At 46.7% G+C, this 14,863-nt stretch carries 12 protein-coding genes; 3 read left to right on the top strand and 9 right to left on the bottom strand.

The window, feature by feature from the left end; genetic code table 11:
* Positions 1 to 494 precede the first annotated feature (494 nt).
* The 8 genes from C170_RS00445 to C170_RS00410 form a co-directional block, all read right to left on the bottom strand.
* On the bottom strand, positions 495 to 1,364 hold the full coding sequence (locus C170_RS00445; protein WP_036605739.1) for a metal ABC transporter permease: 870 nt from the start codon (positions 1,362 to 1,364) through the stop codon (positions 495 to 497).
* On the bottom strand, positions 1,364 to 2,323 hold the full coding sequence (locus tag C170_RS00440) for a metal ABC transporter permease (RefSeq protein WP_017692397.1): 960 nt from the start codon (positions 2,321 to 2,323) through the stop codon (positions 1,364 to 1,366). The genes C170_RS00445 and C170_RS00440 overlap by 1 nt, the downstream gene beginning before the upstream one ends.
* A 3-nt stretch (positions 2,324 to 2,326) precedes the next feature.
* Positions 2,327 to 3,148 carry a metal ABC transporter ATP-binding protein gene (locus tag C170_RS00435; RefSeq protein ID WP_235193917.1) on the bottom strand — a complete coding sequence of 274 codons (822 nt, stop codon included), beginning with the start codon at positions 3,146 to 3,148 and terminating at the stop codon, positions 2,327 to 2,329.
* Positions 3,149 to 3,179: 31 nt separating this feature from the next.
* A complete protein-coding gene (locus tag C170_RS00430) occupies positions 3,180 to 4,124 on the bottom strand; it encodes a metal ABC transporter solute-binding protein, Zn/Mn family (RefSeq protein ID WP_051446911.1) in 945 nt (314 codons plus the stop codon).
* Positions 4,125 to 4,362: 238 nt separating this feature from the next.
* Entirely contained in the window at positions 4,363 to 6,312 is a 1,950-nt protein-coding gene (locus C170_RS00425; RefSeq protein ID WP_200868481.1) for a peptidoglycan D,D-transpeptidase FtsI family protein, read from the bottom strand.
* Between the two features lie 396 nt (positions 6,313 to 6,708).
* Positions 6,709 to 8,748, bottom strand: coding sequence for a peptidoglycan D,D-transpeptidase FtsI family protein (locus C170_RS00420; RefSeq protein ID WP_036605736.1), 2,040 nt, complete (start codon positions 8,746 to 8,748; stop codon positions 6,709 to 6,711).
* 105 nt (positions 8,749 to 8,853) lie between these two features.
* Positions 8,854 to 9,999 (bottom strand): transglutaminase domain-containing protein, encoded by a 1,146-nt coding sequence (locus C170_RS00415; protein WP_036605735.1) that lies wholly within the window; start codon positions 9,997 to 9,999, stop codon positions 8,854 to 8,856.
* An 18-nt stretch (positions 10,000 to 10,017) separates the two neighbouring features.
* Positions 10,018 to 10,500, bottom strand: coding sequence for an ATPase (locus C170_RS00410; protein WP_174806458.1), 483 nt, complete (start codon positions 10,498 to 10,500; stop codon positions 10,018 to 10,020).
* A gap of 190 nt (positions 10,501 to 10,690) precedes the next feature.
* On the opposite strand from C170_RS00410, the gene C170_RS00405 reads away from it, so the two are divergent.
* Together C170_RS00405 and C170_RS00400 are read left to right on the top strand one after the other, a co-directional pair.
* Positions 10,691 to 11,866: an MFS transporter gene (locus C170_RS00405; protein WP_036605734.1), complete on the top strand. Its 1,176-nt coding sequence runs from the start codon at positions 10,691 to 10,693 to the stop codon at positions 11,864 to 11,866.
* A gap of 527 nt (positions 11,867 to 12,393) precedes the next feature.
* The gene (locus C170_RS00400; protein WP_036605733.1) at positions 12,394 to 12,741 is read left to right on the top strand and encodes a toprim domain-containing protein; all 348 of its coding nucleotides are present in this window, start codon (positions 12,394 to 12,396) and stop codon (positions 12,739 to 12,741) included.
* A gap of 75 nt (positions 12,742 to 12,816) precedes the next feature.
* Here the strand turns inward: C170_RS00400 and C170_RS00395 are convergent, their stop codons facing one another.
* Complete coding sequence (locus C170_RS00395) at positions 12,817 to 13,428, bottom strand: SCO family protein (RefSeq protein ID WP_036605732.1); 612 nt, start codon at positions 13,426 to 13,428, stop codon at positions 12,817 to 12,819.
* Positions 13,429 to 13,864: 436 nt separating this feature from the next.
* Between C170_RS00395 and C170_RS00390 the strand changes: the two genes are divergently transcribed.
* Positions 13,865 to 14,845 carry a metal-dependent hydrolase gene (locus C170_RS00390; protein WP_036605731.1) on the top strand — a complete coding sequence of 327 codons (981 nt, stop codon included), beginning with the start codon at positions 13,865 to 13,867 and terminating at the stop codon, positions 14,843 to 14,845.
* Positions 14,846 to 14,863 lie beyond the last annotated feature (18 nt).

Below are 14,863 nucleotides of genomic sequence, written 5' to 3'. Positions count from 1 at the left end.
CTAGATTCTCTCTTCTTAAAGGTTAGAAATTCGGAGACAAAGGCGAACGCTATCGCTTCTTCAGATCGATTCCGTCCCCTTCACTACATCACCTTTGTATTTAGAGCTCATAACACCTAACATCAAGAAGGAAATTCATAAACAAATTTCCCTTCTCTAGGTTTTCTGCCCTCTCCGTTCCACAATGGTTCTCCAGTTCAACTTAAAGGTTCTCTTTATCTAATTTTAAAAATTCTTTCACAACAAGATCGCCCGGCACCCGTAACAACGGACGCTCCGGACGTCACAGCTAACGACATTTTACCACAGATCATCTGTATGCAACAAAATAACCCGTAATCGGCAGGATGACGCCAGATTATCAATTTATATTGCATATGTTATGTCCGGTTGCCCTTGTAAAAGTAATACGACCAGATAAGCAAAAAACCGCCTGCGATGCAGACGGCTTAATATAATTTTGTTTATTCACCTGTTATCTACTTGAAATCCAATTAACGTGCCGCTTTGCGACGAGCGTAACGGAATACGATGCCATGTTTCGGTGACAGCAGCAGTGCAAGAACAAACAAAATTCCAGCAACAGCTACCATGCAGCCCGCGATGGAAGCATCCAAGGCGTATGCCATGATGTAACCTCCAACCGAAGATGCTGCTCCGATCAGAACGGCATACAGAATCATTTTGCCCAGACGATCAGTGAGAAGGTAAGCCGCCGCCGCAGGTACAATCAGCATGCCCACAACGAGAATCGAACCAACACTTTCAAATGAAGCTACGGACGTCATCGAAACGAGTCCCATGAGCAGATAGTGGAACAGCACTACTGGAATGCCGCAGGCCGCAGCCAGCGCCGGATCGAAGGCACATAACTTGAACTGTTTGTAGAACAGCCCAATAACGACGAGGATGACTAGCAAAGTAATACCCAGCATCCAGACCGCCCTCGGCCCGACATCCGTACCTCCAAGGGTTAGCGTATCCCACTGTACATAAGCGATCTCACCGAACAAAACACAGTCCAGATCCAGATCAATATGCTGGGCGTTCAGACTAATCAGAATGACCCCTACTGCGAAGAGTGCTGTGAACACAATTCCGATCGAGGCATCAGACGACAGTCCACCCGCCTGCAAACTCTGTATGAAGAACACCGTCAGTAGTCCAAACACCGTTGCACCAAGTAGCATCCATAACGAATCTCTGGAACCACTCCACAGGAAAGCAATCGCAATACCAGGGAGGACCGCATGGCTGATCGCATCACCGACCAGAGCCATTCGCCGCAGAATCAGAAAACAACCGAGGATGGCGCAGGCGGAAGAAACCAATACGGCCGTTAAGATAATCCAAAACGTTGCCATTACATCTCCCCCCGTTCCTGCTGATTTCGTTGTGTGGCGAGAGTCTGGAGTGTAGCCCGCTCTTCACGCATATACGCCGATTTTGCCTGAATACTACGCAAACGTCGAGCTAATAATCCACGACGCGGAGCCAGTAAGGCTGACCCGGCAAACAACACCGTAGCCGCAAGAACGGTTACAGGTCCTGTCGGCAGATTAGGTACAAGCGTACTGAAGATAGTCCCTGTTGCACCACTCAATGCACCAAATATGCCAGCCAATACCACCATCAGTGCGAGTGAGTCGGTCCAGCAACGTGCCGCTGCTGCTGGGGTTACCAGCAAGGCTGCAACAAGCACCACACCAACGGCTTGAATCCCGGCCACCACTGCGATTACCGTCAAGAGCAGGATGAGCTGCTCCAACATCGCAACTGGCAGTCCCATACCACGTGCAAATCCCGGGTCAAAACTCACCAGTTTGAATTCCTTGAACCAGGCAAGACAGGCAATCAGTAATACGAGACATACGCCACCCATGACATACACATCCGTCATGACCATGGATGCCGCCTGCCCAAACAAATATTTATCGAGTCCACTTTGACTTCCGCTCGCCCCATGCTGGATGCGCGTCAGCATCACTACACCAACCCCGAAAAAGACGGTCAGCACAATTCCCATCGCCGCATCCTGCTTGATTCGGGAGTAGCGCGTAATCCACGAGATTCCGAAGGTAGCAACAATGCCAGCCACCAGAGCACCGAACAGGAATAATCCGACCGACTTCGTTTCCGTCAACATAAATGCAATACAGATCCCTGGCAGAGCAGCATGAGCAAGGGTATCCCCCATCAAGCTCTGTTTACGAAGAAAGGTGAAGGAGCCAATAATTCCGCTACTGAATCCTAACAACAGACAGCCAAGCAATATCCAACGTGTATTGGGGTCAGATAAGATGGCAACGATCCAGTTCCACATGCACTACACCTGGCCTTTCTCCGTCCGGCTTCCGATCATCGCAATCCGGCCTCCGTACGTCTCTTGCAGTGTATCCGGTACAAATACTTCACTTGTCGGTCCACCTGCCACCAGTCGTCCATTGAGTAGTAACACATGGTCGAAGTATTCCTCGACTGTCGCTAGATCATGGTGAACGACCAGTACCGTCTTGCCTTGTTTCTTCAACTGTTCCAAAAGCGAAATGATCGCTTTCTCTGTGGTGGCATCCACACCTGCAAATGGCTCATCCATGAAATACAGATCTGCGTCTTGCACGAGTGCCCGCGCCAGAAAGACACGTTGCTGCTGTCCACCGGACAACTGACTGATCTGGCGGTACATGTAATCACCCATGCCGACTTGCTCCAGGCAGTGTGCCGCCAGGTCTCGCTCCTTTTTCCCCGGACGACGGAACCATCCTAGATGACCATACCGTCCCATCATCACCACATCGAGTGCATGCGTTGGAAAATCCCAGTCCACCGATTCCCGTTGGGGCACATAACCGATGCGGCGACGTTGTTCCCTGTACGATTGTCCGAAGATCCGTACCTCTCCATGCATCTTCGGTACAAGTCCCAGAACGGCTTTGATCAGGGTCGATTTCCCTGCACCATTCGGTCCGAGTATTCCGATGAGTTGTCCTTCAGGGATGTCGAAGGATACGCTGCTAAGCACCGGCTTTTTGTGATACGCAACAGCCAGATCCCTCACACTAAGAGGAGCCGATGTTGGCTGCGTTCCCTGCAAGTGACTATTGTTCAGTTTCGTAGGAGTTTGTTTCAATAAAGTTGTATCTTCCATAATCCTGTAACTCCTCTCTTCTTGTGATTCATTATTTCAGTGCTTCTACAATCGTCTCAACATTGTGGCGAATCATACCGATGTATGTGCCTTCTTCCGTCCCCTCAGCCCCCATGGCATCCGAGAACAGTTCTCCACCAATGCTGACTGTATGTCCTTTTTGAGCTGCTCCGGCAATGATGGCTTCCATCGCTTTTGCAGGTACACTCGATTCAACAAATACTGCTTTGATATGGTTATCTACGAGATAATCCCGCAGTTCGCTAACATCTTTTGCTCCGTATTCGGCTGCAGTACTGATGCCCTGAAGCCCCATCACTTTCATGCCATAAGCCTGACCGAAATATCCAAATGCATCATGCGCCGTAACCAATACCCGGCTTGCTTCCGGAATCTCCAGAATCTTCTCACGCACCTCTGCATCCAGTGCTTCGAGCTTCGCCAGATACGCCTCTGCCTGAGCCTTGTACTCTTCTGCATGGTCCGGGTCCGCCTCCACGAGCGTATCGCGTACGGCTTCTGCCGCATGCATCCAGTGGCTGACGTTAAACCAGACGTGTGGATCATATTCGGTGCCGCCTGTATCTTTGCCTGAGTGTAACTCCTCGACTGGAATAGTCTCTGTAACAGCAGTAACCAGCTTGCTTGAGGACATTTTCTCCAAAATGTCTGTCATTTTGCCTTCAAGATGCAGTCCATTATAGAAAATGACTTTTGCTTGTTCCAGCTTGCGAATATCACCTTGGGATGCCTTGTACAAGTGGGGATCAACGCCCGGGCCCATTAGCCCGGTAACATCAACATATGCCCCGCCTACCTCACGTGCTACGTCAGCGATCATTCCTGTTGTAGCGGTTACTTGTAGCTTGCCATCACTGCTTGTCTCTGCATCACTGGAGCATGCCGTAAGTACAACAATCAGAACCAGAGCGGCTAGCGTAATGAACCCCCTCTGAATACTCCTCATTTTCACCATTAACAATTCAACCGTCCCCTTTCCCTCTCCTAAAATACTTGTCTACATCTAATTTTGTTGTACAAGGTATTAAGTTTTAATCAAGACTAATAATGTTTCCCTTGTGCAAATTTTATCCGAAGCCAAAAAAAAAGGCAAGGGATTATTTCCCCTGCCTGTCCAAATTCATATATTGTTCACTTCATTAACCTGTTAGATATGATGGTAAAAGGGCTACATCTGCCGCGTTTCTTTTGCATTACTCTTTGTCTTTCCCTTCGTCTTTCTTACCTTTCGGCGTTCCATCGAGACCATACACTTCATCATATGCATCGAAAATTTTTCGTGCTATTGGTGAAGCACTGACTGACCCGAATCCACCTTCTGGTACAACAACAGCTACAGCAAGCTTCGGATTATCTCGTGGTGCAAAGGCAATAAACACACCGTTCTCTTTTTTGTTCGGTCCGGTCCCCTGCTCTGATGTTCCTGTTTTCCGTGCATAATCGTATGGGAAACCGTCAAATGAACTTACTTTGGTAACCATTCCTTTGTGCACTTCATTCCAGTGCGCCTCGGCAAAATCAACTTCATTAAGCACCTTAGGTTTGATCTCTTTCACCACATTGCCGTCCGCGTCACGGATTTCCTTCACCAGATGTGGTTCCATCCGTTTGCCCTTATTGGCAAGCATCGTCGTGTATTGTGCGAGTTGCATTGTAGTGTACTTGGCTTGCTGTCCAAAGGAGGCAAATGCCAAACGTGTTAGAGCTGATTCGTCATCATTATTATATTCTAGCCTACCCAAAAATTCATTAGGCAGATCTACACCAGTGGACACACCCAATCCGAATTCCTGCATGTGTTTGTGCCAGACATCGATGCCTTTCTCTGAGCCATAATTACGTAACAAACGTTTACCCACCATATCAATCATGAAGGCATTGGAGGATTTCTCAATCGCTCTTCTCGCCGTAATAGAACCATTATATGCAGAATGCGAGTTCTTCACTTGTCGTCCGTCTTTTCCCAAAACCGCATATCCCTGATCATGATAGGTCTCTCCTGCTGTAAATAATCCCTCTTTCAATCCAATCAGCACACTTAGCGGCTTGATTACTGATCCAAGAAGTACAACGGATTCCGCCCGACTAGGCTTGGCATCATTCGGTGGGAACGACTCGGTGGTTCCATTCCGGAACACATATTTGATTTTGTCATAATCCCAATCGTTCGGATCATAGTCCGGCATACTTGCCATAGCCACCACATTACCTGTATCCACTTCCATGGCTACTGCGTATCCGGTAATTGCCTTCGGAAGTCTGCGCAATTCGTCCGTTATCGCCTCTTGTGCGGCCATCTGAATTTCCTTGTTAATGGTGGAGACCAGACTGTAGCCTTTCTCAGGTGGAGTTTGTAACATCGTTCCATCTGGCAGATTACGTGCGTCAATATCAATGGATTGGTAACCGCTTCGTCCACGGAGTTCTTCCTGGTATTGAAGCTCCAGCCCATCGAAGCCAACCTTTTCTTCTTCATGGTACACAAGACCAGGATCACGCTGGGTACTTGCCCCCTCACGGATGGCCTTATATTTGGCAATGGAATCTGGTGCTCGCTTGAACTCTCTTGTGTAACCCACAACCTGAACGGCTACACCATCCGGGTCATATTTTCTTATGTTTTCTTCCAGTACCATAACGCCCGGATAATCCGCTTTTTTCTCCATGAAAAAGGCAATTTCTTTGGTCGATAGATCCGACTTCACAAGTCTCGGCACATACCCAAACGTTTTCTGGTAATCCAGATCCAATCGTTTGATGATCTCTTCCCCGTCCGGCTGCTCTTTATCCCCTGGATTAAACTGTTTAAACACAGCCGCCAGATCATGAGCCAGTTCCTCTGCTTCCTGTCTACGTTCATCATTCCGATAATCCTCATATAACAGCACATACAGGGACTGTACAGGTTCGGAATAAGCCAGCGCGACTTCCCCTGTCGCATCATAGATGGGACCACGAACAGGTGCGAGTGGAATGTCTTTGGTATTACGACTCGTTTCCATATACGTCAGTTCAGGACCCTCCACAAATTGCACAAAGGCTAATCTGAAAATAAGGATACTGAATATGACAAATGCCGCGAAAAAAAACAGATTCAGCCTTGCGGTGGAAGGCTTGTTGACGGGTGTATCTTCCTCAGTCATGGGTTTCTTCCTCAATCGGTTAAACATGTTTTAAGCCTCTCCCGTTCCTCTATAAAAATAAAATATTTAATCCGTCTTGTGAACGCGTTCAATCCGATTTTTAATCCTTTCTCAACCAAGTCTACCAAAGGTTAGCTGTCACGTCTTTCAATATTTGGTTACATTTTCGTAAACAGAACTTTTACACTACCCCATCTACCGATTTCAATGTAAACACTGACATATCAACGTTGTCCCGCTCTCCAGATCGCGTTTACCCTTCCCTTATATAAACGTGGTACAGCTCATATGGTTACATATTAATGCAATTAAATAGTTCACTCTTTCGATTCATTCTTCACGTAAAAACAAAAAAGAGGACCCATGAAGGGTCCCCTCTGTAACCAATGCCTCACATCACTGTGTGCCTGATTCCGATTCTGAATCTTTATTTTTGTCTTTCTTCGGTACACCGTCGAGACCGAATTCCTCGTCATAGGCATCGAAGATCGCACGTGCAACCGGAGCCGCACTACTGGAACCAAAGCCCCCTTCGGGGATAACCACAGCGACAGCAAGCTTTGGATTATTACGTGGTGCATAGGCAATGAACACCCCATTATCAACGGGTTTGCCACCTACTACCTGTGTCGATGTTCCTGTTTTTCTGGCAAAGTCATAAGGGAATCCGCTAAATGCAGATACCTCAGTTGCCATGCCTCGTTGTACTTCATTCCAGTAGGCATCGTTAAACTCCACCGTACTGAGTACCTTCGGTTTTACTTTCTCGACCACGTTGCCTTCCGAATCACGGAACTCTCTAACCAGTTGTGGCTCCATCCGTTTTCCTTTGTTCGCCAGCATTGTCGTGTACTGAGCAAGCTGCATGGTTGTATATTTTCCTTGTTGACCAAAGGAGGCATACACCAGCTTGGTCAAAGAACTCTCGATGCTGTCCTTACCATATTCTTTGCGCCCAAGATATTCATTAGGCAGGTCAACACCTGTGGAGATACCTAACCCAAATTTCTCCATGTATTCGTCCCACACGTCGACACCCTTTGCACCATACTTGGAGTAAAGCTTTTTACCAATTTCGTCAATCATGAATACGTTCGAGGAATGACGAATCGCATCACGAGGATACATTGCACCATAGACATGCCCTGATGAGTTCTGCACTCTGCGATTGTCTCCACCAAAGGTCGTTGAACCTCTATCTGAATATACGGTATTTGTAGTAAAGAAACCTTCTTTCAAACCGATCAATACACTGAGCGGTTTAATTGTAGAACCAAGCAATACAACAGATTCCGCCCGTTTACCTGAATCGTCTGGCGGGAATCCACGAATTGTACCATTTTGATAAATATATTTTATGTTGTCGTAATCTTCAGAACTTATACCGCCAGTTCTCCATACGTTGGTATCATAATCCGGCATACTCGCAGCAGATACGATTTTCCCGGTATCCACTTCCATTGCAACTGCAAATCCGGTCTTTGCATTCGGATGCAATTTACCGGAAACCGGATTCCGATGAAGCCAACTCAACTGATCCAGAATGGCCTGTTCTGTTTTCACCTGAACGTTTTTGTTAATGCTGGAAATCAGGTCGTACCCTTTCTGCGGCGGGGTAGAACCCGCTACACCTTCAGGCAAGTTACGCAAATCAACATCAACGGATGTATATCCGCTTTTGCCGCGGAGAGCATCCTGATATTGCAGTTCCAGTCCATCAAAGCCTACAAATTCATTCTCTGTATACACCAGGCCCGGATCCGTTTGCGTTTTATTGGCCTCATCCACCTCTTTGTATTTGTTCAAGGACTTCGAACTTCTGAACTTCTTCAGATAACCGATGGTCTGAACCGCTACCGTATCCGGATCGTAGAATCGCACACTCTCCTCGACGATCTGAATACCTTTGAACTCGTCCTTGTGCTGTAGGAAATAAGCAACTTCTTCCTCGGACAGATCACTCTTGATCAGACGTGGCATAAAACCGTTCGCTTTGCGGGAGTTCAAGTCCATCTCTTCTATAATTTTCTCCACTGTAAGTGACTCTGAATCCTTCAGCTTGTACTGTTCAAACACATCATGCAACCGGGTTGCAATATCTTGCACTTCCCCTATATTAGGACTCGGTTTCCCATCAACATCCCCATAGTTTTTATACAGCGTCAAGTATAGCGACTGAATGGGCTTAGAATAAGCCAGCTTCACTTCACCTGTAGAATCATAGATCGTGCCTCTCACAGGAGGAAGTGGTACATCCTTGGTAATGTTACTTGCTTCTTCCTGACTAAGCTCAGGCCCTTCGACAAATTGTAAAAAGGCCAAGCGTACAATAATAACGCTAAAAATAACAAAGGAAGCGAAGAAAAATACGTTCATTCGGTAACTGAAGCGCCGTTTGTCCGTAAGTTCATCCTTCTCATTGGAATGTTTTTTCATCCATCCTACCTCTTTCATGACTTGATGCATACCGCTCAAACTGATTCTCCGCGGCATGATAACCTGGCAACGTCGTCATATTCCGGACCCATGTCCGTTGTAATGTTAAGCTGATTGATCCTTTAGATGGGTGTCGGCAAAATTCGGAGGATTAAACCAGTCTCCACTGATCGCCCATGTCGGGTCAAGCGGAACCCAGCTCTCGGAACCACTCAAATACACCTCATTCCACGCATGCGGACCGTACCCTCCCTGGCCGTTATAACCAAGTCCTGTAACAACTTTGACTTCAAGTCCTTGTGAACGGGCCATCACGGCATAAAGACGGGCATAATCAATACATACGCCTTTGCGTGTATCAAATGTATTCTGTGGATTTTGTTCATGCCATATGCCCTTTTGCTCATAGTCATCCACTTTACCATAGTCATACTGAATACGTGAACCTACCCAGTCGTATAGCGCTCTTGCTTTGGCTTCATCTGTCGATTGGCCTTTGACAATCTCACTCGCTGCTGATTCAATGTCCGTCGGAATATTGTGGTCGATGACTTCATATTTGCGTTGCAGGATGCCGCCCAGTTCCTTCTGCACAGCCTGCGTAAAGACGGGTAGCTTGTCCTTAATAAACGTGCCAGACAACGGTTCGATAACCGATTTGGCCCCTTGCATATAGATCGGGGATGCTTCCACATATCGGCTGAACATGCTTCCAGGGTAAAGACTGACAATCATGAACAAAACTGCGATGACAATCATTCCGCGGACGGAGCCTATGATCGTGCCAATGAATGCACCCGTCAAGCGACTAAACATACCTTTAGGCGCACTTTCCTCGGCTGACCTCTGCCTGCTGCTAAAAATAAATGAAGAGAGAAACCCGAGAATCAGTCGGATGAGTCCATAGCTAAGTACAAATAATACAGCGAACCGCATCAGCGGAAAATCTGCAATCGCCGTAACCAACGTATAATACATCTGTTCCCACCGGTTCAACTCACGGTTAGGCATGGCTGAAGCATACTCAGACAGCCACTGCTGTACATATGGCGCAAGCCACAACGTTAAACCGATCGACAACAGAATACCGATGACCGCCATAATGCCATCCATCAGGAACCCAAAGAGTCTGCCTGCTGAACGCGAAGCCCCTCTGGACCAACCCTGCAATAATGAAGCAGCCACAATCAGCAACAGCATAATCGTGATGCCATTCAATTCCTTCAGGCTGTCCAGCCAATTCTGCAGCACGTACCGATTCCCCCTTTACTACGATGCTGGTGCTGTTTTGTTCTCCTGTGCCTGTTCGACAAACGTACGTATAGTTTCATTGTCGAGTTTCCATTCGCCAAGTGAAATTCCGCGGAAGGTCACATCAACTTTATCCGATTGAGTTCTGCCCTTAATCTCCACATTGGGACTTGTGATGGTGAACGCTCCATCCTGTCCTTTGACGTATTTCGCTTTGGAAGCCTCCTTCAGCATCATGCTGGTTGCTTCCTTCTTCAATGTGTCCATCGTGCTGGATTGTACGTCTGTCACTGTCTGTTTGATCTGATCAATGGAGATGCCGCTGTATATCAGTAGAGCCGCAATAATGATGATGGCAATCGCCCATTTCAATACGGTTTTGACCACATTCAGAACAAAGAACAATATGATCAATGCAACCACGATCACCAGCCAGTTCTGCATCACAAACTCTTTGATTACTTCTATGTTCATGACTACACCTTCCGTATTAGAATTCATTCGTAACACTCCCGAATATTATACATGATTTCCGAAGCTGCTGTCAGCTAAGCCCTCTCCCTTAAAAATAAACGGTCTAAGTTCGTCCCGCCGGGCGTACAAGTAGTACCATGAGGTTCTGCCGGGCGAACGGGGAACACGTTCAAGACCTGTAGTTTGAACATGCATCGCTTAACAAGGAGGGGCTTATGTGAAAACGGCCATCTGGCTATACCTGTTTTTGTTCCTTGCTGTATTTGATTTGCACGCCCAGTATCCCATTCTGACCCCTTTTGCCATCTCGCTGGGAGCCGCCCCTACTTTCATTGGCTGGATGATGGGCATCTATTCCTTAACGCATCTTCCTGGCAATCTGATTGCTGGAACACAAATCGATAAACATGGGAGTCGCCGCTACATTGTATTCAGTCTGCTCGGAGCAGGATTCATCCTGCTCTTACAAGCCTATGTCCAGACACCATGGCAACTGCTGGCGTTGCGTTCCATCAGCGGGTTTGTACTGGCCTTCCTGTCTCCTGCATGTCTCGCCCTGCTTGCACAGTTATCCAGCGATCCGGTGAAACAGGGGAAGTATATGTCGGGTCACGGGGTAGTACATACCCTCGCTTCTGTTGTATCGCCAGCAGCCGGTGCGATCATTGTGGGTTCCATGGGATTCTCTGCTACATTCTCAGGCTTGGGTTATCTGCTTATTCTCACAGGTGTCATTGCTTTCATGACGATGCCCCGTGGTATCGTCAAACAGCAGGAGAGAGTAACGGTACCTGCTAAACCTGACGCTTCACCAGCAGATGCCACAAGTGCATTCCTGCCGGTGTCCTGGCGATACTTTGCCTTGCCTCTGGTGATTGCCTGTGCCCAAGGGATTCTCTTCTTCGAATTACCCCTGCGGGGAGGAGGACAATCGTCCATCATGTCTACCGGACTGCTGTTCTCTATTATCAGTATTGGGGCACTCTTCACCCTCAGCATGTTATTTCTCAATCGGTATTCCCCCAAGCTGCGTCTGGTTGCGGGCGTGCTGTTAATGTCCTTGTGTTTTTTTGTGATGGCAGCCATTCCGCAAGTTCCGTTGACCACCGTATTGTTTGTACTTGGGATGTCCAAAGGCATCATCTTTCCAGCTATGGCTACTCTATTTATCCGTCTGAGCGGAGGAAGCAAGTTGGGCCGCATTTTCTCGCTGCAATCCATTGCCACCTCCATCGGCTCTTTCATCGGCCCCATCACAGCCGGGCAACTTCGTGTCGGGTTATCACCCTATTTCATCGCGTTTCTTTTGTTAATGATTGGTATGCTACTGCTTCCATACTATACATCCAGACGCGAAGCTTCCCTGTCCGATCCGAAAAGTATATTGAATTAGGCCTGTATCAAGCTTTTTCTTCCCTACCGTTATGACAGTAATTAGGTCTGTATTTTCATTAGCTTTGCATCATTCCCCCATTTACAGCTAAACTATATAAAATGGACTAACGTTTTACACTCGAACGGAGCGGCCTAGGGATCATCAGCGCCGTCTTTAAGATTTCATCTTTTTCTTGAATACCATCATTAGGTATGGACGATCATTGGAAGTAGTGAAGGGTACGGAATCGATTTTGAAGAAGCGATAGCGTTCGCCTTTGTCTCCATATTTCAACCTATAAAAAATAAAATCAATCAGAAATTTGGAGACAACAGCGATCGAAGGAACGATCCGTAACCGTAACGGTCACTACTGATCAGAATTAATTCCTGATGTATGTGAAAAAGAATTTAGAAATCAGAGGTGCTCCTGTCCGCGTGGTGAACAGTGTAAAGAAAGGAGTCCATTTTATATAATCAGTCGATTTTCGCTGCAACATTTCCCGGGGAATGTCGACATAAGCTCTCGAACAAGAGGTGAATATCATGCCTATTCATGTCATTGTGGAAGGTAAGAATGACCGAAGCAAACTGAAACGTCTGGTTGGACCCGAAATCAACATTCTATGTACGTTTGGAACACTTAATTCCCTTAAGCTGGAGACCCTGCGCAAGCAAGTCGGTTACGATGAAGTCTTTTTATTTATGGATAATGACAGTTCCGGCAAAAAAATTAGAGGTGTACTTCGGGATGCTTTCCCGGATGCAGTACAGATGTATACACGACGAGGATATGCGGGTGTAGAAGGAACACCTGATGAGTATATCATTGCCCAGCTGGAAAAGGCCGGGTTAGAGACATACATCCAATACCCTGAACATCCTTCCTATTAAAATGAAATACCAAAAGGCTGCCTTTGGATTGATATCCAACTTGAAGGCAGCCTTTACAGTATGATGATCAGATGATTATTCCTTAATCAGATTGCGAATATCCTCGGCAATGACAGCAGGCACAACGTCCTCTGTATTAAATGCATTATATACCTTGCGCAGCTGGTTGTTCTCATCCACCAGACCAATCATATTCATATGGGCAAAATCGTCCTTACTCTCCCCATCGATCAGGATCTGGAATGATTCCCTGGCAAACTGTTTGGTTTTGTCCATATCCCCTCGCAAGAAGTACCATCCGGAATAATCCGCGTGGAAGCGGTCCGCAAACGTCTTAATCTTCTCTCTTGTATCGACTTTCGGGTCGAATGAAATAGATACAAATGAGACATCTTTACCAAAGGTGTCGTCCTCTTTCAACAGATCCTGCACCTGGGATAACGTAAACGTCGTAATAGGGCAGACATCCGGACAACTGGTGAAATAAAAGTAGAACAATCGGACTTTCCCTTGCGTATCCTCCAGTGATACTGTACTGCCATCTACATTTTCCATAGAAAAGGATTGGATTTCACGAATCTCGGGTAATTTTTCCTTACTGGCAAATACAGTGCCCCACATCAGATACACAGCCATAATAAGTGCGAGCCCGAGCAGCATCCATGTCCATTTGTACTTTTTCAGCATCTTCCTCGTCCCTTCTATATCTCCTCTTATGAATACGCATACATATGTGAATCCAAAATCACGTTTGTTTCGCTTTATCCATCTACTGTGACATATGTATTCAAAGAAACCTACTTTTTATGAGATTCTATATTATTGTAACGGTTTAAAGGAACAATGCCCATAAATTATTTTAGCATTGTATATCATTCGAATAGTATCGTACGTTCTCTGCCGCATTTTTTCTCAGTATCCGATATAAAGTTTATCATAGGAACTGCCAAAATAGTTTGACAAACTACGTACATTTATTGGGTATGGCACAGGAAATTGTCATAACTTTGAAATTAGGGATGTTTTGCATCCTGACAAACGGATATTATACACTATATATGGGTATCACCTAGATAGAGAAGTAATATGCCTTAGAACGATATACCACACAAAGGAGACGTTTATGGATACCTCTACACATTTTGTCATGGGGATTGGTCTAGCCGGTCTGGCTTATGTCGATCCTGTCGTCGCGGCTAGTCCCATGCTTGCAGCTGCAGTAATGGTTGGCACGATCGCCGGTTCCCAGGCCCCTGACATTGATACTGCGTTACGTCTCAAAAGCAACTCGCTTTACATTCGGAATCATCGGGGTTTGTCACACTCTCTGCCATTTCTCCTGTTATGGGTTTTGCTCATCACCGGCGTCATTGCACTGATATTCCCTGGTGTCCCTATTGGACACGTTGCCACCTGGACCGCTGTGGCCGTAGGCTTTCACGTATTCACCGATCTGTTCAACACCTATGGAACCCAAGCCGCCCGGCCTTTTACGGAACGCTGGATCGCCTGGAACATCATTCATATTTTTGATCCGTTTCTATTCACTACACATGTCATAGCTATCCTGTTATGGGCCTTTGATCTGATCGCCCCTGCACCACTCTTCGTTACGTTGTATAGTTTGACCGGTTTATATTATATATGGCGAACGATTGCTCGTGCACAAGCAGTCAGAAAAGTCAGACGTCTCGACAACAGCCCAGAGCAGGCAAGATACATCGTTATTCCAACGATATCCTGGAACCGCTGGCATGTGGTTAAACGGGTTGAGGACGGCAGTTATGTGATCGGTAAAATGGATGGTTCTAATCTGGTATGGAGTCTGCACGCCTCGTCTTCTACTCATGCGGCCGTTGCTGCTTCACGCAAATCACCGGAAGTCAGTGCCTTCCTCTATTTCACCTCCTATGCGGTGGCAGAGGTTGAAGAACTGCCTGCCGGTTACAAGGTCCGTTGGGCAGATGTACGTTATCGACACCGGAAACAATATCCATTTGTCGCTGTGATTGTGATGGATCGGAATTTCGAAACGATTGATACCTATGTAGGCTGGTTAAGCGATGAGAAAATGGATAAAAAACTTTTATCTGCACGCCCTTGACGAAGTGAGCATGGCAAG

It is taken from the genome of Paenibacillus sp. FSL H7-689, from assembly GCF_000517905.1.
Classification (GTDB): domain Bacteria; phylum Bacillota; class Bacilli; order Paenibacillales; family Paenibacillaceae; genus Paenibacillus; species Paenibacillus amylolyticus.
The sequence above is the reverse complement of the archived record's forward strand: the minus strand, read 5'-3'. Positions and strand labels throughout refer to the sequence as shown.

Bases quoted from the DNA above. Each gene is read 5' to 3' on its own strand.
- C170_RS00445 (WP_036605739.1), bottom strand. From the start codon at position 1,364: ATGGCAACGTTTTGGATTATCTTAACGGCCGTATTGGTTTCTTCCGCC.
- C170_RS00440 (WP_017692397.1), bottom strand. From the start codon at position 2,323: ATGTGGAACTGGATCGTTGCCATCTTATCTGACCCCAATACACGTTGG.
- C170_RS00435 (WP_235193917.1), bottom strand. From the start codon at position 3,148: ATGGAAGATACAACTTTATTGAAACAAACTCCTACGAAACTGAACAAT.
- C170_RS00430 (WP_051446911.1), bottom strand. From the start codon at position 4,124: ATGGTGAAAATGAGGAGTATTCAGAGGGGGTTCATTACGCTAGCCGCT.
- C170_RS00425 (WP_200868481.1), bottom strand. From the start codon at position 6,312: ATGACTGAGGAAGATACACCCGTCAACAAGCCTTCCACCGCAAGGCTG.
- C170_RS00420 (WP_036605736.1), bottom strand. From the start codon at position 8,748: ATGAAAAAACATTCCAATGAGAAGGATGAACTTACGGACAAACGGCGC.
- C170_RS00410 (WP_174806458.1), bottom strand. From the start codon at position 10,500: ATGAATTCTAATACGGAAGGTGTAGTCATGAACATAGAAGTAATCAAA.
- C170_RS00400 (WP_036605733.1), top strand. From the start codon at position 12,394: ATGCCTATTCATGTCATTGTGGAAGGTAAGAATGACCGAAGCAAACTG.
- C170_RS00395 (WP_036605732.1), bottom strand. From the start codon at position 13,428: ATGCTGAAAAAGTACAAATGGACATGGATGCTGCTCGGGCTCGCACTT.
- C170_RS00390 (WP_036605731.1), top strand. From the start codon at position 13,865: ATGGATACCTCTACACATTTTGTCATGGGGATTGGTCTAGCCGGTCTG.